Origin of the sequence: Sphingobacterium lumbrici (assembly GCF_006476045.1) — a bacterium.
Taxonomy (GTDB): domain Bacteria; phylum Bacteroidota; class Bacteroidia; order Sphingobacteriales; family Sphingobacteriaceae; genus Sphingobacterium; species Sphingobacterium lumbrici.
On record NZ_SRZY01000023.1, the window covers coordinates 43,426 to 67,490 of the forward strand.

Consider the following 24,065-nt stretch of genomic DNA (forward strand, 5'->3'; position numbering starts at 1 on the left):
AGAAAAATAAAATATCCGATAATAAATCTAATCAATCCCGGTGGCTTTTTCTTTGTTCTTCCGATATATTTCGCATCTTTCATAATAGTATATATTTAATTAGTTAATCGTCAAAATTCGCTCCTATAGCGCCAGTATTTTTATTTCAGTCCTCCGGTTTTGTTCGTGCATTTCTTCAGAACAATTGACATTATTACTACAGTGGTTCATCAACTTACTTTCTCCGTATCCTTTTGCCACCAATCTGTCTTTTGCAATTCCACGGCTAATCAGATATTGTACTGCAGATTCAGCTCTTCGTTGAGATAGCTTTTGATTGTAATCATCATTGCCTCTACTGTCGGTATGCGATGATAGTTCGATACGTAATGTCGGATTCTGTTGGAGTATAGAAACGACATTATCAAGAATAATTGCAGCATCCGGACGGATATTGCTCTTATCAAAATCGTAGTGAATATTCTTTAACACCCATTCGCCTCCGGCTATCAGATCACAGACACCTAACTTCAATGTCACATAGAGCGTTTGACTGCGATCCAAACCTTTTGTACTCACGATTTCCGTCTGTGAATATTTTCCGGCTTGATGTGCTACGACAGAGAACTCTCCATTTTGCTCCAGTTGATAAATAAATTTACCCTCGCCATCCGATATTTGAGAAACGTTCGTTTTTGAGTTGCTATTGGTTAATACTGTGTTGACTCCTGAAGTATTTTTTTCGAGCGCACAATCAAATGTTTCGCCAATTAATGTGAAGCGTGGATCATCGTGGTAAATTTCTTTGAACAGGATGCTGGCAGGAGTCTTAAAATCTTCTTCCGTCAACGCAAGCAATGGCGTTTTTATTCCGTTCTTCTCGCCTATTATTTCATATCTTCCCGGGATTAGAGCGGAGATACGTGCTGCCTGACCATTTGCATCACTTATTGATCTTTCCTCCACGTTTGGCCCTTTCACAGATACCGTCACACCACTCAATGCCAGGTTTGTCTGTTTATCCTTCACCACAACCTGAAGTCCCTTATCTACTCCTTTTACGAGATCGTCATAATGCTGAACGGGTTCTATAACTTTGGGTGTTGTTTTTGTTCCAAAAATGTATTTTATCCCCATACCTAAGTTCACACTTTGGTGAAGTGTAGAAGTCATTACTTTTCGCTCTTCGTAATGGTCTAAAAAGTGCTTAACCTCTGTGCTTGCAACAATAGGACTATATTCAACATACTCTTCTACAGTAAACTGACTGCTTTTGCCTGCAAATTTAGCTCCAAAGGACTGTAAATAGTCCACATTGGCGAAGAGTGCAACGTGCGTTGACAACTTGTAATTAAACCGCAAGCCTCCGACCCCGGCCCAGCTCATTGCTTTATTCGTCGAATCATTAGCTGTAGCTTTTATATCCATGGTAAACGGAAATAACATCGCATCTTCGTAATAGAGCGATCGGGTATATTCGGGAAAATACTGCTGCATGGCACCCCCTTTTACATAGGCTTCAAATTGAAATCGATTTTTTTCATATTTATAGGTAGGTCCTATCCCAATAAAATAATGGACAAATTTGTTCTTTTTATAATCTGTACTCAGATAGCCATTGGTAAAAAACATGGTATCTTTCTTAGCAGCCCCGTATGATAAATAACGTGCATCCAAACCTATACCAAATGTGTTACCATTAAAATATTTGTCGAGAAAAAAACCGGAAAAGTAGCCTATTTTGGCTTCACCTACTGATTTGTATGTTCCAATGGGAATACTAGCACCCCCTTGTACACCTATTTGCAGATCACCCTTGGAACGATTGTCCTGTGCATGTGCTAAAATTGTAAATCCAATTAACATTAAAGCGAGTAAAATTCTTTTCATACCTTTTAGTTTTAAGTTTTTAATTCTGTCAGACTCATTGGTATATCATGGGTAATTACAAATTGTTACCCCAAGAAATAAAAAAACTGCACATCTAGCTGTGATACCTGCAGCATTGCACCTTTTAGGAAGGTTATTGAATAATTATAGGTGTTTTCAGAAAAAATCAGCAATTAGAATGTGTCAACTATTAATCTTTTTCATAAATTGCGTACTTTATAACTAGAATAGAAATGAGCGCGACAGAACAACTTTCAATTCGCGTAGAGCCAACGCAACACTCAAGACTCTCGCAGGTAGATTTTAACAATTTAGTATTCGGAAAAGTCATGTCAGACCACATGCTGGTCGCTGAATACAATGATGGCAAATGGACAGATGTCAGCATTCTACCTTATGGCGATTTAACGGTTAACCCGTCTATGTCGGCACTGCATTATGGGCAGGCTATCTTTGAAGGGATTAAAGGATATAAATTTGCAGATGGTACAGTGAGCATCTTCCGTCCGGAGAAAAATTGGGAACGTTTTAATAAATCAGCTTCACGCTTACAAATGCCGGAAGTGCCGGAAGAAATTTTCTTAGGAGGATTAAAAAAATTATTGGATGTAGATAGGAATTGGGTACCGTCTAAAGAGGGAACTTCATTATATATCCGTCCTTTTATGTTTGCGACAGAAGCGGCATTGGGTGTCCATCCATCTATATCGTATAAATTTATTATTATTACATGCCCTGTAGGAGCTTACTACAGTAAACCTATCAGCTTAAAAGTAGAAACCCATTATACGCGTGCTGCGGAGGGTGGAGTTGGTTTTTCCAAAAATGCGGGTAATTATGCATTATCCCTGTATCCTACCAAATTGGCTAACGATGAGGGATACGATCAAATTATGTGGACTGATGCAAACGAGCACAGATACATTGAAGAAGCGGGTACAGCAAACCTTATATTCCGTATTGGAGACACCATTATCACGCCACACGGAGACACTATCTTGCATGGTATTACACGCCGTACCATTATGGAATTAGCTGAAAAGTGGGGCTATAAGGCCGAACAACGCAAGGTATCGGTACAAGAATTAATTGACGGTATCGAAAACGGAACGGTATCCGAAGCCTTTGCTGCAGGAACAGCTGCCACCATTACGCATATTTCACGTATCGGATTCAATGGGCAGGATTACAATCTACCTCCGGTAGAAGGTCGCGAATTCTCCAACAAGGTATTGAGCTATTTAAATGATCTACGCTACGGCAAAATTGAAGATCCATTCGGCTGGAATTATATTGTCTAATTGTTCAAATTGACTATTATATTAAATCCCAAGCAGTTATTCTGTTTGGGATTTTTGTTTTTAATGAAAGCTGGTTAGTAATGGAAATGAACCTTTTATTTAATCAGTTTTTTGACCCTCACATTGCCTTTCCGTTGTTGCCACGACAGGGCCTTCATTTTTTTCTTGATAAAAAAACGAAGCAAAAAAATCAAGGCTGTACCGTATTTGTCGTTTCGGCGATGCGATGATGCAGTGCGCAGCTCTTAGGCCTCCGGCGCTCTGTCCCAAAACAAAGGCTGAGATCTGCTTGGTTACGTGCTAATTGTACGTTTCTGCAACACATCATCCGCTGCCTGCACGTCCAAATCCGCTAAGGCCGTCCTTTTTCAATTCAGCTGAAGTATTATAATAATCATATAACAATGCACTATCCTTACATGTCCGACAAATGTCGCCTTGGCGGGTCGCCGACAGCAGGAATGGTGATCCGTTCTGGCGAGCCGGCACAGCGACGAGTTCCTGCCTGCCGGCAGGCAGGTTTGATTCCTTTTTGCGGAAAAAAGGAATGCCTCATCGCGGCGAGCGACAAACAGAACTGATTAAATAAAAGGTTCATTAAAAGCATCCTCTCTAAGAAACAAACCGATTAAGATACGCCACTATCTTATCTTTTTCATTCGGTTGAAACCATGTCGTGTTACCATATTTCTTAAACCAGGTAATCTGTCGCTTGGCATAGCGCCGCGAATTTTGTTTTATCTTTTCTATAGATTCTTCCCAAGAGGTCCTGCCGTCCAGATAATCGAATAACTCGGCATATCCAACCGTTAATAATGCGGGCTTGTGACGATAAGGAAGTAAGAGCTTCACTTCTTCTATCAAACCAGCTTCAATCATCTTATCTACACGGATATTAATACGTTCGTATAATTTTTCCCGTTCCATATTGAGACCGATGGTAACGATGTCAAATGGTCTTTGAGGGGCGGCTTTCTTCTGATAAGAAGACATCGGTAGCCCTGTTGTCTGGTAAACCTCCAGTGCTCTAATCACACGTTGGGGATTACCTGTATCCGCTATAGCATAATAGTCTGGATCTATTGCTAAAAGACGTTCTTTCAAAAGATCAAGCCCATATTGTTCGAAGTCTTTATTAAGTTGATCCCGAATACCTTCCGGAGCTTTGGGAAGGTTATCAAGTCCTTCACAAACTGCCCGAACAAACAACCCCGACCCTCCGACCATGATGACAGTATCGTGCTTTTTAAATAATTCCTCCATTAATGCTAACGCATCACGTTCGAAATCTCCTGCAGAATATTCTTCATCGATGGAATGGGAATCGACAAAGTGGTGGGGAGCCGCAGCTAGCTCTTCCGCATCAGGCTTTGCTGTACCAATACACATCTCTCGATAAAATTGGCGCGAATCTGCGGAGATAATTTCGGTGTTAAAATGTTGCGCCAAAGTGATAGCCATAGCAGTTTTACCTACTGCGGTAGGGCCAACCACTGCGACTAGAGTCTTTTTGGCTATTGTATTGCGTGCATTAATAATTATCCTCTCCTCCAAACTCTTGTGAAGACTCCTCTTCTTCACTTTCTTCATCGTCAACAACATCAAAATCATCCTCTTCATCAACACCATACTCTTCGGCTACCACATCAATATCATCGTCGTCGTCATCAACAGTATCTGCCACAGGGAAATTGGCCGCAGCTAGGTTTCGTGGAGCTTGACCGACAACTTTAAATAAAGCCGGATATTCTTTACCATCTTCTTCTTTCAGAATCTTAATGAGTTCCACATGAAAATCGTAGGGACGGTCGAAATTATAGATATAATAAAATTTTTGATGAGGATCGTCTATAAACTTACTCAAACGGATATTTTCCATCAGCAATACGCCATCATTTATTTTACGTGCAGATGGTTGTAAAGCAACTTCAGTTCCTTTCTTCCATTGGTCATTGCTCACATAAAATGAAGATGATGCATCTACAGGATAACCTGTGCTCTTATGAATTTCTTGATGTAATTCTAAGAAGGTGCTTTTTGAAGGCATATCAATATCACGATATATATCTTCATAATCTTCAAAAGTTACTCTAAATCTATAAATTGCCATATTATAAGTCTCGTTTTTAAGCTCGCGCTCAATCGCTGTATAAAAATAAAAATTATTTTGAGGTCTCTAAAGACAAAGTACGCTTGGGTTCTAAATTTAATTCTTTCCCACGGCTTACCATAAAATGATATGCGGCCTCACGATTATTCGGAATATCTCCTTCCAAGATCGCTTCGCGAATAGCATTTTTGATAATGCCGACCACCTTGCCTGGCCCCAATTCAAAGACTTCCATGATATCTTCGCCTGTTACCGGGGGTTGCCAGTTGCGGATCTGATCCCGTTCTTCTACGTCTTTGAGCTTCTGCTTTACCAGCTCAAAATTATCTCTATATTTTTTCTTTTTAAATTCATTTTTTGTAGTCACATCGGCATGACACAGCAACATCAGCGCCTCTATATCATCCCCTGCCTCGAAAAGTAAACGCCTTACGGCAGAATCGGTTACAATCTCTTGTGCCAATACAATTGGCCGCAAATGCAACTGTACCAATTTCTGCACAAACTTCATCTTGTCGTTAAGGGGTAATTTCAGTTCGGCAAAAAGTTTGGGCACCATTCGTGCTCCTTTATCTTCATGTCCGTGGAATGTCCATCCTACACGTTTATCAAATCGTTTAGTTGCCGGCTTAGCGATATCGTGCATAATAGCAGCCCATCTCAACCATAGATCATCAGACATTTCTGCAACATTATCCAATACTTCCAAGGTATGATAAAAGTTGTCCTTGTGTCCTTTACCATCAACTATATCAACACCATGCAGATTGCACATAGCTGGAAATATCAATGTTAATAATCCGGTGTCAAATAGATATTTAAAACCCATCGACGGTTTATCCGACAAGATGATCTTATTCAATTCATCGGTAATACGTTCTTTAGAAATGATTTTAATCCTATCCTTTGTATCCGAAATAGATTGGATCGCATGGATATCAATTTTAAAGTTCAATTGCGTTGCAAAACGGATCGCCCTCATCATACGCAAAGGATCGTCCGAAAATGTTTCCGCTGGTGCTAACGGGGTGCGAATAGAACGGTTTTCAATATCTTCAAGACCATTAAACGGATCTAACAATTCGCCATAGTTATCAGCATTGAGCGAATATGCCATGGCGTTAATGGTAAAATCACGTCTGTTCTGATCGTCTTGTAACGTGCCATCCTCTACAATAGGTTTGCGGGATTCCCGTCGATAAGATTCCTTCCGAGCCCCCACAAATTCGACATCCAGTCCATCATAAACCAACATGGCTGTGCCGAAAGATTTATAAACGGCCACTTTGGTACGCAACTTTTCACCTAAGGCATTTGCAAAATCTATTCCGCTTCCTATAACCAGAATATCTACGTCATTTTTGAATGGACGGCCCATAATACGATCCCGCACATATCCCCCAATGACGTAGCATTCGGTTTTTGTGTGTGCTGCCAATTCTTTAATAATGGAAAATATAGGATGTTGTAAATGTTTAATAATTTGCAAAATTACTTATTTTAATAAATTAATCCCTATCCTTTGAAAGTTTACGAAATGCTAATGGATTTCGCGACAATTCGGCTTGCTCTCGACGGTTTTTGACGATATGTACAGCGGCAAATATCGCTTCCAGAAATGATTCGTGGGAAGCTAAATTCTTTCCGGCAATATCATAGCCTGTTCCGTGATCGGGCGATGTGCGCACAATAGGTAATCCGGCTGTATAGTTTACCCCCTTACGATTCGCGATATGTTTAAAAGGAATTAAGCCTTGATCGTGGTACATTGCCAGCACACCATCAAATTTTAAATAGGCATCCGTAGCAAAGAATCCATCTGCCGGATAAGGTCCAAGACAAAGGATCCCTTCTTGTTTTGCTCTATCGATAGCCGGACGAATAACCGTATCGTCTTCGGTCCCTATAATACCGTTATCACCGGCATGTGGGTTAAGTCCTAATACGGCAATCTTCGGCTTTTGAATCCAAAAGTCGGTCTTCAGACTGCTATTCATCAGACGAAGCTTTTTTAGTATGGCTTCTTCTGTAATCTGTGCCGCAACCTCTTTAACAGGAATATGTCCGGTGACAACACCAATACGGAGATCATCACAGATCATAAACATCAGTACATCATCCGAATTCGTCTTACTTTGCAGGTATTCCGTATGACCGGGAAACGAAAATCCTTCTTGCTGAATATTGTGCTTGTTGATAGGAGCTGTAATCAATGCGTCAATTTTCCCTGCATTCAAATCTTCAACGGCTCTCTCAAGTGAAATAAAGGCGTATTTCCCACCTATCTCATTCTCTTCTCCCAACGTAATCCGAACATCCTCCTGCCAGCAGTTGATCATATTCGCCCGCTTAGGATGAGCTTGTTCTACCCCATTGATTACATTGAAACTGAAATCATTGATATTATTTGCTTTACGATGAAAAGAAGCATTTTTAGTATTTCCATAGACAATAGGTGTAAAATATTCCAGCACACGATTATCCAATAACGACTTGATAATCACTTCTAATCCTACCCCATTTATATCGCCTATACTAATACCTACTTTTAATTTTTCACTCATCTTTTAAAGCTTTATTCGCTCAAAAATAAACAAAAAACCGCAGAAAACTAATGCTTTCTGCGGTTTTACGAATTCTTACACAGAACTATTTACGCTTACATTATTTTTATTTAATGACGCATACTATTTTGCATCCAAAAAGATCTTTTTACTATTTTTATCTAAATCGTATTTCTTCTTATCCTTATCTAACAAGACATCAAATCCATTGTATTTTTCACTTGTTGCCTTATCTTCCATTTTTGGAGGAGTAACAGTTTTAGAATCCGGGAGTGTTTTTTTAGGCATTACTGGTTTTGAAGCATCGGATAATCTTCCAATTTCATTATACCCCTACCCCGTTAGAACTAACAAAAAAGCCTTCATAAACACGTTAATACTTTTACCGACTAACGTTTATTATGAAGGCTTTTTCAATAAAAATAACGCTATTACTTTATCACACCCAATGCTTTTCCGACTTTGGTAAACGCAGCAATCGCTTTATCCAAGTGTTCGGTTTCATGTGCAGCAGAGATCTGTACACGGATACGTGCTTTTCCCTGTGGAACAACCGGATAATAAAAACCGATCACATAAATTCCTTCTTCCAGCATTTTTGCTGCAAATTCTTGTGCTAATTTAGCATCATATAACATGACGGGAACGATGGGATGAAAACCTGATTTGATGTCGAATCCGGCTTCTGTCATTTTCTCACGGAAGTATGTCGTATTATTCTCCAACTTATCCCGTAGTTCAGTCGTTTCACTCAACATATCCAATACCGCAACGGAAGCACCAGCAATTGCGGGAGCCAGGGTATTTGAAAATAAATACGGACGTGAGCGTTGACGCAACATATCAATAATTTCCTTACGCCCAGACGTAAAACCACCTGAAGCACCTCCTAAGGCTTTACCGAGGGTACCTGTTATAATATCTACGCGATCTATCACGTTAAATAATTCGTGGGTACCGCGACCTGTCTTACCAATGAAGCCAGAGCAGTGCGATTCATCTATCATCACTAAAGCCTCATATTTATCGGCAAGATCACAGATTTTATCCAAAGGGGCTACCGAGCCATCCATTGAAAAAGCACCGTCTGTTACAATGATACGATGGCGTGCTCCTGAAGCGGCTTTTAATTGTACTTCAAGATCTTCCATATCGCAATTTTTATAACGGAAACGTTGTGCTTTACACAAACGCACTCCATCGATAATCGAAGCGTGATTCAACTCATCCGAAATAATAGCATCCTCTGCTCCTAATAACGGCTCGAATACGCCTCCATTAGCATCAAATGCGGCAGCATATAAAATGGTATCCTCGGCACCTAAAAATTTAGAAATCTTGGCTTCTAATTCTTTATGAACATCCTGCGTACCACAGATAAAGCGCACAGATGACATCCCATAACCATGTGAATCAATGGCTTTTTTTGCAGCTTCTGTAACTTTGGGATGAGATGACAATCCCAGATAATTGTTCGCACAGAAATTAATCACTTCCTGCCCTGTACTTACTTTAATATCTGCCCCTTGCGGTGTAACGATGATACGTTCTTCTTTGTACAAGCCTGCATCCTTAATCGCTGCAAGTTCTTTTTCCAATACGGGTTTTAATGTTGTAAACATATTATAAGTAAAAAAAGTTATAAGTCAAAAAATAGGCAAATAAGCGGATTCGCAAATTCACTCGTCTACCAACCAAAGATACAAGAAATTATAATGTGCTTATAACGAAATCGATTGTCCTATTTAATCCGCTTCCATGTTTCGGTCCGACCCAAAAACTCACACCCTCATATCCACGGATGTCTAGTTGGCTGATACCTTATAATACTCATTTTACATCTGTACGTTTTACCTGATTTTGGATCATAAATATATCAGCCCTCATAAGGACTGCCAGTTTTGGTAAAATTGTTTCATTTATCGTGAACATTCTTCAACGTCAATTTGAGCGTACACCTCGATCCTAAGATATATGATGTTTTAAATCTTTAATCGGCATGCGGTTTTTCGGATGTTAGGTTCTTAAACTGCTAGTCAGCGCGTTTAATGTCGAAACTTTTCCTTTGGCACTAAATTTGACCTGTTTTTTCCAAACTAATACTTTGTAATTATGAGATTCATCATATCACTTTTGTTAACGGGGCTTGTTATCGCATTCGCATCCTATCTTATTCCAGGTGTCCACGTTGCAGGCTTTGGATGGGCTATTGTAACAGGATTAGTAATCGGATTCGTAAATGCAGTTATCGGTGGGATACTGCGCTTATTCACATTTCCACTCAATTGGCTTACTTTTGGCCTGGTTTCATTTGTCATCACGGTATTGATGGTCATGCTCAGCGACAGCATCATGGGATCTAAATTCGATGTTTCGGGATTCTGGACAGCAGCGTTGTTTGCCATTGCGGTAGCTGTACTCGAAATGATTATTGGAAGGATTCGCGGAGACGAATCCGCTAGATAAATAGAGTATATAAACCAAAGAAGTCTCATTTCGTACTATTGATACGCTGTGCATTTGCTACGGTGACACTTGTACAGCTCGATAAAAAGTGTAAAATCCTATTTGACCATCTATATACGAACTTTACAAAAACAGTCCGTTGAAGTACTTCAACGGACTGTTTTTATCATGATGATATGGTCTTTTTCTTTGGTCTTTTCTTCATTTTATTGATCCATATCATGACACCTGTGACAGGCAGAGATGTTGCAATAATACAGGATATAAAATAGAGCAGTTTCGTAAATGAACCATAAATATCCCCTATATGCAATGCTTTTATCGATGCCGCTGCACGCTCATTAAAAGGCTTTTCGCTGAAAATATCCTTTTCCAATACCTCTCCCGTATATTGATCTAGTGTCAATTTATCTCCTGCTGATGGTGCGAAAAAGCCAACCCTATTCTTAGCAATACTGATGGCACCAATACTATCTTTAGCAAAGTTGATGGTTACGTCGCCATTGTAGGGCAATATATCGTTGACGGCCGATAATGTCTGCTCAACAGTAAGGGGTTGATGCCCTTCCTTTGGAATAAGAGATACCTGTTGCGGCTTCTCTTCTTTTGGGGTATTGGGCTCCTGATATGTCCCCCAAGTTTTTTGCCACCCTGCTCTGTACCATTCAAACGACCAGAATGGTCCGGTAACGGCCATCAAAAACAGAATGATACAGCTGTAAAAAGCTAATGTATTATGTAAATCGTGATTGATACGTTTCCATTTGGCAGACCATTTGATTTTTAAACCATTCTTCCACGACCGCATTTTGTTCGGAAACCAAATAACGACACCGGAAATAACACCGAATAAAAACAGTAACGTAGCAGTACCTGTAATCCAAGATCCTAGTTTACGGTTCTCTACTCCCTCTATAATCGGCTCTTCAATTTCATTGAGCAACAACCACCGGTGTAGGCCAAACATTTTTTGCATAAATTCTGCTGTCTTCGTTTTTACTTCCGAGACATCACCGATCACTTCTCCGGAATAGGGGTTTACCATCATTTGGTTGAACCGTGGACGACGCGGACCTCCTCCTGCCGCAGGACCAGCCTGCCCTCTAGCCGCGGCTACCTGAGAGCCTTCTCCACGCTTACTATTATCTGCATTGCCGTGGTTGTGATCGTGCGTATGTGGTTTGTCATGTACTGATACTGTCTGTACTAGACTGTCTTTAGCAGGTTTGCGCTGAGGGACTTCCTCCCCTTCCTCCTTTTTATCGTTGTGGGCATGACCGTGAGCATGACGTTTTTCCGTACCTTCACCAGATCCTCTTTTGGCTGAAGCTGCACCATCGCCTTGGGCACGTTGCCGGCCTGAACGTTCGGCTGCGCCGCGTGGCAATTGCTCTTCCTCTTTATTCTTTTCGGGCTTAATAAAAAGGACTGCTGTCGTTGCATCTGTTGCGTGAGGAATCTTAATCCCTACGATGCGCCCTTCGATACGAGGCTTTACAATAGCCAACAAGGAATCTGGAGCAATCTTATCTCCAGCTGCTTGTACCTTATAATATTCAGGGGCCGCGGCCTCCCGTATCTCGGTATTGTAGACGTATACCGTACCTGTAATACAAACGATAAAAACGACTATTCCCGAAATCAACCCGCCCCATAAGTGGAGATCATTAAATAACTTCCGGACTTTGGGCCAGGTTTGTTGGTTTGTCTTTTTTGATTTGTTCATTCTCTTCTCTCTAAATGATTCATCAAATAAAAATCAGGCAAGGGTAAGGCCTCACCTGATTATACTTGTATAAGGAGCACTAATTGTTTCGATTAGTAAGCGCCCAAATAGAAACTACCTGATTGTCCCTTCAGTTTAATTCCTTTGGCAATCGTTTTAGTTTTCCAATTGACAACATATAGATTTCCGTCCTTACCATTAGGTGTCAATGGGAGATATACATAATCGCCGGCAAGACCGATATTTTGGAACTGAGTAAACGATCCCTGCAAAGCCGTACCTCCATTTTGAGCTGCGGAAAGACCAGAGAAACCGCTGTCGGTTTGGTTTTCTGTAACCAATTTTGTCACTGTCTTCGCATTCAAATCCACAAGGGCAACGTAACCGCCGTCAACACCTGCTTCCGTGTACAGAACGATACCAATTCCGTCTTTGATGTATCTCCAAGCCCTGATACCTGTAAGATTACCGGTTCCTAAAGCTTTAGACAAGTCGAATAAATATGTATTATCATATTCGTTCGTGCTTTTGTCAATACGAAGGATGTGTGGAAAAGCTGCATTAGGTCCAGTTCCCGTAGCTTGATATACATGACCATCAGTTCCTACATATTGAGTCATTGTGCGGTAGCTGTTATTACCATATTTACTCTGTGTAGACCAAATTAATCTCGGATTAGCTAACGAAGGATAATCGAGCACTAGCGTTACGGTACCTTTTATATTACCAGCATCATTAGGCCAACTCCAAGTAACTACTCCTGTCGTTGCATTTACTGATTTTACAGGTAGCTTTGTGGGATCCACCTTACTAATTGAACATCCAATAAAAATTTTATTTCCACGTATTACCGGAACATCAAGACGACCTACAGAATAACCGGCTTCTTTTTCAGCTTGGGTAAAAGGAAACTCGAATTCAGTGGTATTAGGTACGCGCGGATCATCCAAATTTATAAGCGCTACGCTGGCCGTACCCCTTCTATACTCATAAGTTTGTGTACCAGCTTCTGCTTTTACAGGATCAATAGGAGCAGATGCACCAGAGATATTTACGCCTATTCCCACTCCTTCAGCAGCTTTAACCCAACGAGGAGATGTACCTAAAACACCCGAAACATTTAACTCTTCTTTTGTATCTACAAAATCTTTTCCGCCCGATACACGATATTTATTAAAGATTCCTCCGTTAACACCTGTATACTGTATATTGTATAAAAAGTTGCCATTAATGGATCCCTGCACACGTGCAGTTCTTTGAGAGCGCAGACTATATCCCTTTGACCATATATCGATTTCTTTTGAGGCATCACTTGCTTCTTCTTGCGTCAAAGCATAAGCTAATGTTCCTCCATTACCCGCTGTACCTTTCTCATCCGGAAATGCGGCTGTCAATGTGATGTGTTTTCTCGGACTATTATCCGGTCCGGAAGCACCATTACCACCATCTGGCCCATCGTTCTTATCACATGAGACCATTGTACCTAGTACAATAGCAGAACCGAACAATACGGATTTTAGTAATTTTTTATTCATTATATATAAATTTTATTGTTGATTATTTTCGATTGAAACTATTAAGTATATAATTCAATTTTAAGTATACGCCCCGTCCCGGCTTTTGCACACCAAAATTGTCATATACTTCTGCGTTTGTAATATTTTTCAAATCCAAACTGACCACGAAACGACCATTCGGTGTACGATAACTACCACCTAAATCATGATAAAACTGAGTGGGTGTGGTAAACCATTTATCTGAATCGATCCAAACTGTTTGAAAAGGCACTACATAACCCGAGTTATAAAAAATATTGAATGTTGATTTTCGCTGAATGAGGTTATCTATTCGGTATTGCAAACTAGCATTTAGCATAAAAAAAGGTTCGTTAGGTAACTGCCTATTATACATACGATGAGGCTGACCATTTTCATCAAACTTTTCCTTCATTAAGGTGTTGAACCTAGAAAAGTTAACCAACACATTTAGCTTATTGTTGTACACATAAGTAACCTCTGCTTCAAACCCTCTGGATTGGGTTCTCCCAATATTGATATATTTCGATGTTTGTATGTTGGCATCACTTTCCCTACCTGCAATGACCGAATCGACAGCCTGCACGGCTATTTTATCATAGCCGTTCCTCCAAAAAGCGCTTGCGTAAAGCGAAAGTTTATTTTTCTTTCCTTCTAAAGCCGTGTATCTAAAACCTAAATTATAATTGACATTTCTCTCAGGATTCAAGTCTACGTTTTCTAAGATATTTCTTTCCGGGCTTCCAAAAATCTGCTCGTCCCTCGGAGAGATAAAAGAATTCTCATTAGAAGCGATCAGAAATAATTTCGGCATTACATTATAGGACACCGTAATCCCATAGCCAGGATTGCTATTGGTCACGGTAGTCGTCTTTCCCGAATTATCATAATGATTTTGGTTAATAGTATATTTGGCCAGAAGATTTGTCCTCAGCTTATTACTTAATGTCTGCGCTTCGTAGTTAAATCCAACTATATTAGTTGCTGTTGTCCGGTCGTTCTCTGAATTTAACGGAGCATTAGGATTCAGCAAATCCTCTGTGTCAAGGCGTGTGGAATTCAAACTATGATTTAAAGATATACGATGTCCCTGTGCAACCGTATATGACAAATTAGTACGAGCATTTATGATCTTTCGGTCTATATTCGTAATAATCGCATCGCCTTGTTGTCCAAGACCAGGTCTCTTTACAAAAGGCGTAGGTACCCCATTAAACATACGCATCATAGGACTTCCATCCCAATTATACATCGTTCTTGCCGTATCCTGCAGATAGGTACTCCTGTTGCTATAGACAGCATTCACATGAAGCGACAATCCATCGATCAAAAGATTTGCTTTATTATAATTCAAACTAAGCACATGAGCCTGATATTCATTGAATCTTCCCACGTAAGGCTGTGCCATAGTCACTCCGTGTGGAATGTCTTGGTAGGTATCTGATATGTTATATCCTAAGAAAAACTGATCAGCCCATTTCACATCTGTAAAACCAAACTCAAAGCGTCCTCCAACAGATTTATACGTATTATTGAACCGTTTAAAACGGTGATATCGTGTCAAGTTTAACTCAGTTCCAGTTTTCATAGCAAATTTCCCCCACATCTCATAACTGTTATCTGTGTAGGTATAAAACCCGGAAATTCTTGTTGTAAAACCTGATTTTTGATCTCTATACAAAGCCCCTATATCCGTCTGAAAAGTATTGAATGAACCGTAGGAGACTGCCGCTGTAACACTATTAGCTGAGGCATCTTTTTTCATGATGACATTGATAGCTCCACCTACATAATCGCCAGTCAAATGAGATGGTAACACGCCTTTGTAAACCTCGATGCGTTCTATCATTGCCGGAGGGATATTGTTCAGGTTGAAAGATGAACCAAAGGTCGAGATAGGCGTTCCATCTAGAAATATTCCGACAGCACTACCAGACATACCATTCAAATTGTACTCTATCTGAGAACCAATTCCTCCATTTTGCCTTACTCGCACACCAACCGCACGATCCAACAATTCATTTGTAGTCAGGTTTCTTAGCGACGCTTCCTTGGTTTCAATAACGGCTACCGCAAATCCGCTGGTTTCCATATCTCTTTTTACTGTCATACGTTGAACAGCTACTTCGTCTAGTGAAATATCCCCTTTCGGACTGATATGCACATCCAGATGTTCTTTTGCTTTTTTCACCACAAATGTCAACGTCGTTGCATCAATCTCTACTGATGAAACGCGGATCTCTTGCTTTCCAAAAGGAACATTTTTTAAGGTATAGAAACCTTTATCATCTGACATACCACCTATTTCTGTCCCAACGACACGAATTGTGACATTACTTACAGGTGTTCCATCTTCCAAATGCACTTTACCACTGATCTCGCCCATCTGTGCAAATGCCAGAACCGTAAACAAAATAAAAAAGATAGTCAAATAAAATTGTTTCATTAATGCCGATTAATTATAATAATTCGATACTCTCCTTAGAACAAGTCTAAATAAAATTCAATGACGCAAAATTAGAATTATTCTAAATAGAAGGATAACGCATTCGGAAAAAAAAACTTCATAATCGGAAATATCTCTTGTTTTTGGTAAAAAACAAGAATAGAAGTATGTAATCACGTTGCAAACTATTAATATACATTACTACCTTACATGTTTCAGAATTAGACTAAAGGTTTTTTATTAAGGGGATAATGAAATTGATTAAATCGCTACGCTAAGTTATTCACTCATGTTCACCTCAAAGGAGTTCATGAGCTCACTGCATTCGGTTTGTGAATGCAAAGCATTTTATTTATGTTTGCGTACAGATTGGAATGAGTCTAAATAAGGAAGTGTAATCAATCGAGACAGCAAAATGACACCATTGGAAAATAAACATTCATTTTCAGAATTTACGACGCCTTTGCCAGCGAATAGCTTCTTCCGGGAACTGAGCGCAGTGATGCAATATGGTATCTGGAATGCGGGTACTATCTCAGAGCTTGTTCTCCCGATATCAGGCTACTTAAATATATTATGTATTGAAGAACAGGTACCCTGCTCCTATACATTAGACGACCACCAATATACGATCGCATCCAACTATACTAACGTTCATCATGTCACTACAGGACAACTGCTCGACATTTCCTTGTTAAAGGAAAACACAAAAATCATAGCATTCATTGTTCCTCAGGAATATCTTGACGTGTATCATATCATCGAACTAATTCATCCACCGAATATTCGGGTAATCCGAACCAATAGCAGTATTGACTTGCTAAAACAACGCATCATAGACCTATATATATGTGATGACCTACTAAGCAACATCAAGATCCACAGTCTGCTACTGGAAATCTTGACCCTACAAATGGAAATACTGTTGTCAGAAAATAAATCTGTAGTTAAGGATCAATTGCTGGAGAAGGTAATTCAGGCAAAAAAGATCATTCAGGAAGACCTAACCCAAAATTACAGCATAGGAGACCTAGCAAAAACGATAGGTACAAATGAGCAATACCTAAAAAAATACTTCAAACAACATGTTGGAAAAACGGTAATGAACTTTACCTTGGAAACGAAAATGCTATACGCTAAAAATCTGATCATGACCGGAAAGCACCGTATATCGGATGTAGCTCGATTAACGGGTTATAAACATGCAACCCATTTCACAACAGCATTTAAAAAATACTTTGGCTTTATTCCAAATTCGCTTAAGTAAGCCTTTATAGTAAGTCATAGAGCCTACCAAAAAAGACCTTTTTCTTACTGACAATACCTAAACCATCCAACAACCCTTCCCCATACTCCTGCCTATCAAAATAAGGCAGCCTAAAACTTTGACATCCTTTTGTTCTCTGCTTTCTACGCTCTTTTTCAAAAAAAGCTATCTTAATCATCAAGGCATCTTCTTTTCTTTTTTTATGAACACTATAAATCTTTACATTTTTTTTAAAAAGATTTGTAGTATTCGGTTTTTATTTATTAAGTTTATCAACACAAATGAGACAATTATGACTGTAATAGGAAAGGGACAACAGCTTCGGGCCGATATTATCAAGCAGCTTTACTATAGAAAGGCACTTTCTTTAGCTGCGATAAGCAAGTGCACGAAGAAAAGTTTACCGGTAATTACAGCCATGGTAAACACCCTAATCAAGGAAAAGTATGTTATTGAACAGGGATTAGGTCCTTCGACCGGAGGGCGGAGGGCGCAGACTTTCCTGTTAAATCCAAAGAAAGAGAAGTTTATTATTGCTGTTGCGATGGATCAGTTCATTACTAGAATGGCCATCTACAATTTTGCAAACGAAATTGTCTATCCGGTTAGACATCTAGACCTTAATATCCAAGATGTGCATGCGACAGAAAGGCTCATGCAATTTATCGATCAAAATATAGCGGCATTTGGCCTTCCCAAAAGTCATATTTTGGGCGTTGGAATCGGTATGCCGGGTTTTGTCAACATCCGCGAAGGCATCAATTATTCCTATCTTAAAACGCCAGATGGAACTAACCTGAGGGGGTTTTTATCAACAGGTCTCCAGCTACAAGTGTATATCGATAATGATTCGAGTTTGATAGCGCTGGCCGAACTGAACTTTGGAATGGCCGTGGATAAGAAAGACGTACTGGTAATTAATATTGGATGGGGTACGGGTTTGGGCATGGTGGTCAACGGAAGCCTATATAGAGGAAGTAGTGGTTATGCCGGTGAGTTTAGCCACATTCCCCTATCAAAAACGGCAAACCTTTGTTCCTGTGGTAAAGTGGGCTGCTTGGAAGTAGATACCTCGCTGCTTGTCATGGTATCTAATGCGGAAAAGGCAATAGAAGGGGGATCCGAATCGATAATGCGAAGCCTTTTTAAGGATGAAAGTAAGCATAAGGCCGACCATTTTTTGGATGCAGTGATCATGCACGATCCATTGGCTGTTGCCATTTTGTCAGATGCGGCCTTCCAGATTGGAAAAGGTTTGGCTACTTTAATCCATATTCTTAATCCCGAAAGCATTGTGCTAAGCGGCAGAGGCGCGCGTGCAGGTAAGATGTTGCTGCCTTCGATAGAACAGGCTATTAACGAGTTCTGTATACCTCGTATTGCCGAAAAAACCACGATCATCTTATCAAACCTGCTAGAGGATGCCGAACTAATGGCTTCAGCAGGTTTGGTGGTAGAACATAGCCAGTTTAACTAACTAGTAACAATATTATGCAAACCAACTAACACAATTATATCATCAAATTAAAACTAAAAACAATGAGAAAAATTTATCTAATGTGTCTATGTATACTATTGTTAGGCTGTATGGCCACAACAGTATTTGCACAAAAAACCGTAACAGGAACGGTAAAGGATGCAAATGGCGAAACCCTGTCAGGTGTAAGTATTCGAGTCAAAAATATCCAAAAATCGACAAGTTCCGATGCAGAAGGTAAGTTTACCATTTCTGCAAATGAAAACGACATTTTGGTTTTTAGGTATATTGGGTACCAGCCAAAAGAAGTGGCAGTCGGTACCTCTAACAACTTGAGCATAATTTTAGAGACTGCAATCGGTGACCTCGATGAAGTAGTCGTAACGGCTTTGGGTGTAAAACGAGAAAAGCGAGCGTTAGGTTATGCTACTCAAACAGTATCCGGCAAAGATCTTACCGTTGCTCAAGCACCAACAATTGCACAAGGTTTAATGGGTAAAGTTGCCGGATTACAAATTTCTCAGGCAGGTGGTGGTTCAGAAGGTAGCTCTTCAAGGATTGTCGTTAGGGGAAATACAACTTTTACCGGCGATAATAGGGCATTAATTATCGTAGATGGTGTTGCTATCAATAACGACCCTATAAATGTAAACCGAAGTGCTGGTGGCGGTAGTGTATTGGGGGCACCAGGAGCAGATGTTTCGGGCTACAACGACTGGGGAACAGGCATGAATATGATTAATCCGGAAGATATCGAAAATATTACCGTATTAAAAGGGCCTTCTGCTGCGGCATTATATGGTGCTCGCGGTGCCAATGGAGTTATATTAATTACCCGCAAAAAGGGAGAAAATCGCTCGGGTTTAGGAGTAGATTATACCTTTTCTACGCGTAATACAGACGCTTTTTCAATGCTGGATTTTCAAAATGAATATGGCCAGGGAGGTGTAGGCTCAATGACTTCTGCTGATCAAAGCAAATGGTTTTCACGAAATGGTGCAGGCCAGCGTATGCAGGTAGGTAACAATACAAATTCGGGCACAAACTATACCGACAACTCACATGGTCCAATGCCTTATCCTAATGCCTTCGATTTTTACACTTACTTCAGTTACCCGGGTAGTTATTCATGGGGGGCACGTTTTGATAATCAGCCCATCATGAATTACGATGGTGTACAGAGGCCATATTCTGAAAAACCAAATAACTGGAAAGCATTTTTCCCGAATGGCTCGGTAACTTCTCACAATGTTGCCGTTAATGCCGGGAACGAAAATGCTACTGCACGATTTTCTTATACAAGGAATGACACAAAGCCCAATATGATTAATAGTAATATGCAAAGCAATACGTTTAATTTAGGTTCGGTGTTAAAAATCAGCCAGAAAATGTCTGCAGAAATTACTTCCAGCTATACCAATTTCAACAGGCTGAATGCTCCGCAACAAGGATCGGGCTGGCAGGCGGCACCTGTTTATTCCATGGCCAGAGATTTTGATCCGGATTTGGTTTTCTCACAACAATTCGGACCAAGTGGTGAACGCGTAAATTTTGGCGCATTGCCAAGTGTTCCCAATGCGCCTGCATATCCCTGGGGCACTGGATACCTAAACAATCAGTACTGGAATTTATTAAAAAATAACGCAGATTTCACCCGTAACCAGTTTGTTGGTAGTGTTAAACTCACCGCCGATATAACAGATTGGTTAAATGTAACGGGATTGGGTGGTGTAGATAATTCTAATGACCTATTAGAGGTAAGAAATACGCCTGTAGATGTGTTGGGACAATCAGAAGGCCAATACCGTGAGGCTTTATCAAAATACCTAAGCCGAAACCTCAATGTATTTATGCGTGCTCATAAAGACAACCTATTTGGCAGAGAGATTAATGGTAGTATTACAGCCGGTGGTGAGTCTTATTTCAGAAATGATTATATTGTAAGTAACCAAACTTCCGGCAACTTTGTAAAACCATTTATATATGCGTTAAACAATGGTGCTGCTAATCCTCCGCCAGCAGATGAAGTTAGGTTTGCTAAAAAAATTAATTCCGTTTACTCTTTCTTAAATCTTTCCTACAAAAACCAGTTGTTCCTGGAAGCGACTGCACGTAACGACTGGTCAAGCACACTACCGCTAGTCAATAATACATATTTTTACCCTTCAGTTAACGTGGGCTATGTTTTCACAGACGGAATTAAAAACCTGCAAACAAGTATGCCTTGGTTAAATTTTGGTAAACTGAAAGCCTCTTATGCTGAAACAGGTAGTGATGCTGATCCTTATGCTATCCACAATTTGCTTGAGAATGTGGTGTACAATGGACAGCAGGCCCAAAGTCTTCCCAGTATTTTAAAAACAGACGGTATTAAACCGGCAAGAAGTAAGTCATTTGAACTAGGGCTAAACCTTGGGTTCTTTAACAGCAGATTGAATGTGGATATTACGGCTTATACCATGAAGAGTTTTAACCAGATATTGGACAATCCAATTCCTCTTTCTTCAGGATACAGTGGCATTACCATTAATACTGGCTCACTCGGAAACAAAGGTATTGAATTTATTGTGAGTGGAAGCCCGATCAGGAATAAAGACTTCAGCTGGGATGTGTCTATTAGTGGTGCCAGCTCCAACACTAAAGTGCTTGCTCTTTCAGAAGGCATTGACGAGTTAAATCTTGGCAGTTATTTTGGTGGAGCCGGTGTTTCACAGCGTGTAAAAGTAGGTGAATATTATGGCACATTATATGGCAGGGATTTCACTTACCTCAATGGCCAAAAGGTAGTAAAGCGTGCTGAAGGCACAAACGGACAACCTGTAACCTTTACTACAGGAGGTAATACCTATTATGCAGGTACACAATGGGTGCTTACACCAGATGAAGTACCAATTGGAAATTCACAACCGGCCATGACCGGTGGTATTAGCAATACATTCCGCTATAAAAACTTCTCCTTATACCTCTTGGCTGATGCCAAAATAGGTGGAGACACTTATTTTGGATCTTATGCAGCTGCTATGGGAAGCGGTACCATTAAAGAAACACTGAAAGAACGTAATGGTGGCGGTTTGCCATTAACTTATCCTGATGGTACAACAGCAAATACAGGTATCAATTTTGGAGGTGTCTTTGCAGACGGAACACCTAATAATGATGTCGTACATCACCTTTGGTATTATGCAGGTACTTTTTCTGCATGGAACCATTTAGGCAGGCCGACTTCAGCAAGTGTATTTGAAAACTCCTGGATGAAAATGAGGGAAATTGCACTTACTTACCAGCTCCCTCAGCAATTAGTGAAGAAAACAAAAATTATGCACAACCTGTCTGTATCATTGATAGGGCGTGACCTGTTTTACATCTTTACAACTATACCAAAAGGTTTAAATCCTGAAGGTGTAAATGGTATCGGTAATATTCAAGGTATTGAATATTCTTCTATGCCACGAGTTCGTTCCTTTGGTTTCACCTTAAAAACTTCATTATAAGTTTTTGCATTTTTAGCGATGCGTTAAATTAAAAATAAAATTATTATGCAAATACAACATAAAATCATACAAGGTATGCTTGGGCTTACCCTGATAACAATGGGCGTTTCGTGCACCAAAGGTTTTGAAGATTTAAATAAACCGTATAAGGATGTTTCAGTCTCTACGGCCTCGCCGGCAGGTATTTTCAATAACCTGGCCCGTCGGGCAACTGACGAGGATTATACCTTATACACCGGTTTATTTATGCCTATTACCAATCAAATGGGCACTCAAAACGTAGCGATTAATATTACCAATTATACAAGTTCATATTGGAACAATTATTATCCCGATCTGGCAGATTATAAACAGTTACTTAAGCTGATTGATGCAAGCCCTAGTCCTGAGAGCTACACCAATGTGCAATCAATGGCAACCATACTCATCGGTTATAAAACGTTACAGATGCTCGACAGGTATGGCAGTATACCTTATTCGCAGGCAGGTGTAGCGAGCGAAGGGCCAGAAATGTATCGTCCGGCGTATGACGATCAGGCAACTGTTTACAAATCGGTATTAGCAGATTTAGCGACAGCTGTTAGCTCGATGAAAACAGGTGCTGCAGCAAGTTCACAAGTTGCTTTAGGCACATACGAATCCTTCTTGAACAGTGATTACGATGCCTGGGTAAAATTTGGAAATGCCATAAGATTACGTTATGCCGTTCGCTTGTATGCAAAAGAGCAGCAACTGGCAAGTAGTATTATTACAGATATTATTGGTGGTAATAAGCCGCTGGCAAATGACATATCCTATGGTAATAACCAGATTAATATGCGCAAAAACAATGTCGGAATATATCCTACGCTGTTAGCGGCCGGCAGTATACCAGGCAGCTGGGGTGACAGATTCTTTTACGCATTCCGTGAAACATCGGTAAGCAGTATAAGGCTCAGCGATAATCTGTGGAATCAAATATCTGCGACTAATGCAGATGATGGGTCGGGTATTTATGATCCTCGCAGTTATGTGTGGTTTATGCCAAATAATGCCGGTAAATGGGTACCACAGAAGCAAGACAGGTCTGAACTGGAAGGGGGAACCAATATTTATCCTAATGCGGATGCGCCTTTGGCACCCAATTCATTTCCTGACAACAAGTTTGCCGGCTTTAACTGGTACCTTATTCGTGATTGGGAGCAATTCCCTTACGTGCTCATATCAGAAGCAGATGTGCATTTCCTGAAAGCAGAAATTTATGCAAAAGGTATGGGGGTAGCGGTAGACTGGGTGAAAGCCGAAGCTGAATATAAAGCAGGATTAACCTCTTCCATTAACTATTGGTATAGTTATGCCGCTAGTAATACGGGTGGGATCTGGCCTACAGGAAGCAGACCTACATTAGGGCCTACTACGATTGCCACTTTTTTAGCACATCCTAAAGTAGCATTTATACCTGCTGACCATGCAGGAAATCTTCAAAAGATCATCACACAGGCCTGGCTTGCTGCTATTTTCGAAGCTCCGGAAGCTTGGGCAATTGTTAGAAGAACAGGAATGACTCCAACAACAACAGCAGCAGCTACGCAATACAATAAAATGCCGTACCCTGCTGATGAAGCGACAAATAATCGTGAAAATTGGATGAACGCAAGTGGCGGTGCTGACCCTGGTGCTGAAATGATGAAGAAAGTATATTGGATGCCTTAAAGGGATCTAAAACAATTTGAAATATATTTCATAAACATAATACAGCAGTTATGAAATGTAGTGCTCAATGTGGTTTCTAAATTTGATTTTTCTAAAGGGGTACTAAAATAAAGCCCCCTTT

The 24,065-nt window shown here is 40.2% G+C and carries 17 protein-coding genes; 6 read left to right on the plus strand and 11 right to left on the minus strand.

Annotation, left to right across the window (positions count from 1 at the left end; genetic code table 11):
* Nucleotides 1-123: 123 nt before the first annotated feature.
* Nucleotides 124-1,869 (minus strand): OmpA family protein, encoded by a 1,746-nt coding sequence (locus E4F24_RS05600; RefSeq protein ID WP_140937686.1) that lies wholly within the window; start codon nt 1,867-1,869, stop codon nt 124-126.
* Between the two features lie 233 nt (nt 1,870-2,102).
* On the opposite strand from E4F24_RS05600, the gene E4F24_RS05605 reads away from it, so the two are divergent.
* The gene (locus E4F24_RS05605) at nt 2,103-3,170 is read left to right on the plus strand and encodes a branched-chain amino acid aminotransferase (protein ID WP_140937687.1); all 1,068 of its coding nucleotides are present in this window, start codon (nt 2,103-2,105) and stop codon (nt 3,168-3,170) included.
* 612 nt (nt 3,171-3,782) lie between these two features.
* Here E4F24_RS05605 and miaA read toward each other — a convergent pair.
* The 6 genes from miaA to kbl form a co-directional block, all read right to left on the minus strand.
* Nucleotides 3,783-4,790 (minus strand): tRNA (adenosine(37)-N6)-dimethylallyltransferase MiaA, encoded by a 1,008-nt coding sequence (miaA, locus tag E4F24_RS05610; RefSeq protein ID WP_235891159.1) that lies wholly within the window; start codon nt 4,788-4,790, stop codon nt 3,783-3,785.
* Complete coding sequence (locus E4F24_RS05615) at nt 4,702-5,280, minus strand: IS1096 element passenger TnpR family protein (RefSeq protein WP_140937689.1); 579 nt, start codon at nt 5,278-5,280, stop codon at nt 4,702-4,704. The genes miaA and E4F24_RS05615 overlap by 89 nt, the downstream gene beginning before the upstream one ends.
* Before the next feature lie 52 nt (nt 5,281-5,332).
* Nucleotides 5,333-6,763 (minus strand): CCA tRNA nucleotidyltransferase, encoded by a 1,431-nt coding sequence (locus E4F24_RS05620; protein WP_140938106.1) that lies wholly within the window; start codon nt 6,761-6,763, stop codon nt 5,333-5,335.
* Nucleotides 6,764-6,788: 25 nt separating this feature from the next.
* Nucleotides 6,789-7,844 carry a 4-hydroxythreonine-4-phosphate dehydrogenase PdxA gene (gene pdxA, locus E4F24_RS05625; protein WP_140937690.1) on the minus strand — a complete coding sequence of 352 codons (1,056 nt, stop codon included), beginning with the start codon at nt 7,842-7,844 and terminating at the stop codon, nt 6,789-6,791.
* Nucleotides 7,845-7,967: 123 nt separating this feature from the next.
* Complete coding sequence (locus E4F24_RS13750) at nt 7,968-8,132, minus strand: hypothetical protein (protein WP_181182384.1); 165 nt, start codon at nt 8,130-8,132, stop codon at nt 7,968-7,970.
* A gap of 143 nt (nt 8,133-8,275) precedes the next feature.
* Nucleotides 8,276-9,466 carry a glycine C-acetyltransferase gene (gene kbl, locus E4F24_RS05630; RefSeq protein ID WP_140937691.1) on the minus strand — a complete coding sequence of 397 codons (1,191 nt, stop codon included), beginning with the start codon at nt 9,464-9,466 and terminating at the stop codon, nt 8,276-8,278.
* Nucleotides 9,467-9,956: 490 nt separating this feature from the next.
* On the opposite strand from kbl, the gene E4F24_RS05640 reads away from it, so the two are divergent.
* A complete protein-coding gene (locus E4F24_RS05640; protein WP_140937692.1) occupies nt 9,957-10,310 on the plus strand; it encodes a phage holin family protein in 354 nt (117 codons plus the stop codon).
* A 166-nt stretch (nt 10,311-10,476) separates the two neighbouring features.
* On the opposite strand, the gene E4F24_RS05645 is transcribed toward E4F24_RS05640, so the two are convergent.
* From E4F24_RS05645 to E4F24_RS05655, 3 genes are all read right to left on the minus strand, one after another.
* The gene (locus E4F24_RS05645; RefSeq protein ID WP_140937693.1) at nt 10,477-12,036 is read right to left on the minus strand and encodes a PepSY-associated TM helix domain-containing protein; all 1,560 of its coding nucleotides are present in this window, start codon (nt 12,034-12,036) and stop codon (nt 10,477-10,479) included.
* A gap of 92 nt (nt 12,037-12,128) precedes the next feature.
* A complete protein-coding gene (locus E4F24_RS05650) occupies nt 12,129-13,571 on the minus strand; it encodes a hypothetical protein (protein WP_140937694.1) in 1,443 nt (480 codons plus the stop codon).
* Between the two features lie 22 nt (nt 13,572-13,593).
* On the minus strand, nt 13,594-16,017 hold the full coding sequence (locus E4F24_RS05655; RefSeq protein ID WP_140937695.1) for a TonB-dependent receptor: 2,424 nt from the start codon (nt 16,015-16,017) through the stop codon (nt 13,594-13,596).
* Nucleotides 16,018-16,441: 424 nt separating this feature from the next.
* On the opposite strand from E4F24_RS05655, the gene E4F24_RS05660 reads away from it, so the two are divergent.
* Complete coding sequence (locus E4F24_RS05660) at nt 16,442-17,284, plus strand: helix-turn-helix domain-containing protein (protein ID WP_216629138.1); 843 nt, start codon at nt 16,442-16,444, stop codon at nt 17,282-17,284.
* A gap of 4 nt (nt 17,285-17,288) precedes the next feature.
* On the opposite strand, the gene E4F24_RS13935 is transcribed toward E4F24_RS05660, so the two are convergent.
* Nucleotides 17,289-17,462 carry a hypothetical protein gene (locus E4F24_RS13935; RefSeq protein WP_216629139.1) on the minus strand — a complete coding sequence of 58 codons (174 nt, stop codon included), beginning with the start codon at nt 17,460-17,462 and terminating at the stop codon, nt 17,289-17,291.
* 114 nt (nt 17,463-17,576) lie between these two features.
* On the opposite strand from E4F24_RS13935, the gene E4F24_RS05665 reads away from it, so the two are divergent.
* The 3 genes from E4F24_RS05665 to E4F24_RS05675 all read left to right on the plus strand — a co-directional run bounded on the left by E4F24_RS05665 (nt 17,577) and on the right by E4F24_RS05675 (nt 23,944).
* Entirely contained in the window at nt 17,577-18,761 is a 1,185-nt protein-coding gene (locus E4F24_RS05665; RefSeq protein ID WP_181182385.1) for an ROK family protein, read from the plus strand.
* A 110-nt stretch (nt 18,762-18,871) separates the two neighbouring features.
* Nucleotides 18,872-22,252, plus strand: coding sequence for a SusC/RagA family TonB-linked outer membrane protein (locus E4F24_RS05670; protein WP_181182386.1), 3,381 nt, complete (start codon nt 18,872-18,874; stop codon nt 22,250-22,252).
* A 45-nt stretch (nt 22,253-22,297) separates the two neighbouring features.
* Nucleotides 22,298-23,944 (plus strand): SusD/RagB family nutrient-binding outer membrane lipoprotein, encoded by a 1,647-nt coding sequence (locus E4F24_RS05675; RefSeq protein WP_140937698.1) that lies wholly within the window; start codon nt 22,298-22,300, stop codon nt 23,942-23,944.
* Nucleotides 23,945-24,065 lie beyond the last annotated feature (121 nt).

What these genes read in the sequence shown, in the direction of transcription:
- E4F24_RS05600 (WP_140937686.1), bottom strand. Translation starts at nt 1,869, where the DNA reads ATGAAAAGAATTTTACTCGCTTTAATGTTAATTGGATTTACAATTTTA.
- E4F24_RS05605 (WP_140937687.1), top strand. Translation starts at nt 2,103, where the DNA reads ATGAGCGCGACAGAACAACTTTCAATTCGCGTAGAGCCAACGCAACAC.
- miaA (WP_235891159.1), bottom strand. Translation starts at nt 4,790, where the DNA reads ATGAAGAGGATGATTTTGATGTTGTTGACGATGAAGAAAGTGAAGAAG.
- E4F24_RS05615 (WP_140937689.1), bottom strand. Translation starts at nt 5,280, where the DNA reads ATGGCAATTTATAGATTTAGAGTAACTTTTGAAGATTATGAAGATATA.
- pdxA (WP_140937690.1), bottom strand. Translation starts at nt 7,844, where the DNA reads ATGAGTGAAAAATTAAAAGTAGGTATTAGTATAGGCGATATAAATGGG.
- E4F24_RS13750 (WP_181182384.1), bottom strand. Translation starts at nt 8,132, where the DNA reads ATGCCTAAAAAAACACTCCCGGATTCTAAAACTGTTACTCCTCCAAAA.
- kbl (WP_140937691.1), bottom strand. Translation starts at nt 9,466, where the DNA reads ATGTTTACAACATTAAAACCCGTATTGGAAAAAGAACTTGCAGCGATT.
- E4F24_RS05640 (WP_140937692.1), top strand. Translation starts at nt 9,957, where the DNA reads ATGAGATTCATCATATCACTTTTGTTAACGGGGCTTGTTATCGCATTC.
- E4F24_RS05645 (WP_140937693.1), bottom strand. Translation starts at nt 12,036, where the DNA reads ATGAACAAATCAAAAAAGACAAACCAACAAACCTGGCCCAAAGTCCGG.
- E4F24_RS05650 (WP_140937694.1), bottom strand. Translation starts at nt 13,571, where the DNA reads ATGAATAAAAAATTACTAAAATCCGTATTGTTCGGTTCTGCTATTGTA.
- E4F24_RS05655 (WP_140937695.1), bottom strand. Translation starts at nt 16,017, where the DNA reads ATGAAACAATTTTATTTGACTATCTTTTTTATTTTGTTTACGGTTCTG.
- E4F24_RS13935 (WP_216629139.1), bottom strand. Translation starts at nt 17,462, where the DNA reads ATGATTAAGATAGCTTTTTTTGAAAAAGAGCGTAGAAAGCAGAGAACA.
- E4F24_RS05665 (WP_181182385.1), top strand. Translation starts at nt 17,577, where the DNA reads ATGACTGTAATAGGAAAGGGACAACAGCTTCGGGCCGATATTATCAAG.
- E4F24_RS05670 (WP_181182386.1), top strand. Translation starts at nt 18,872, where the DNA reads ATGGCCACAACAGTATTTGCACAAAAAACCGTAACAGGAACGGTAAAG.
- E4F24_RS05675 (WP_140937698.1), top strand. Translation starts at nt 22,298, where the DNA reads ATGCAAATACAACATAAAATCATACAAGGTATGCTTGGGCTTACCCTG.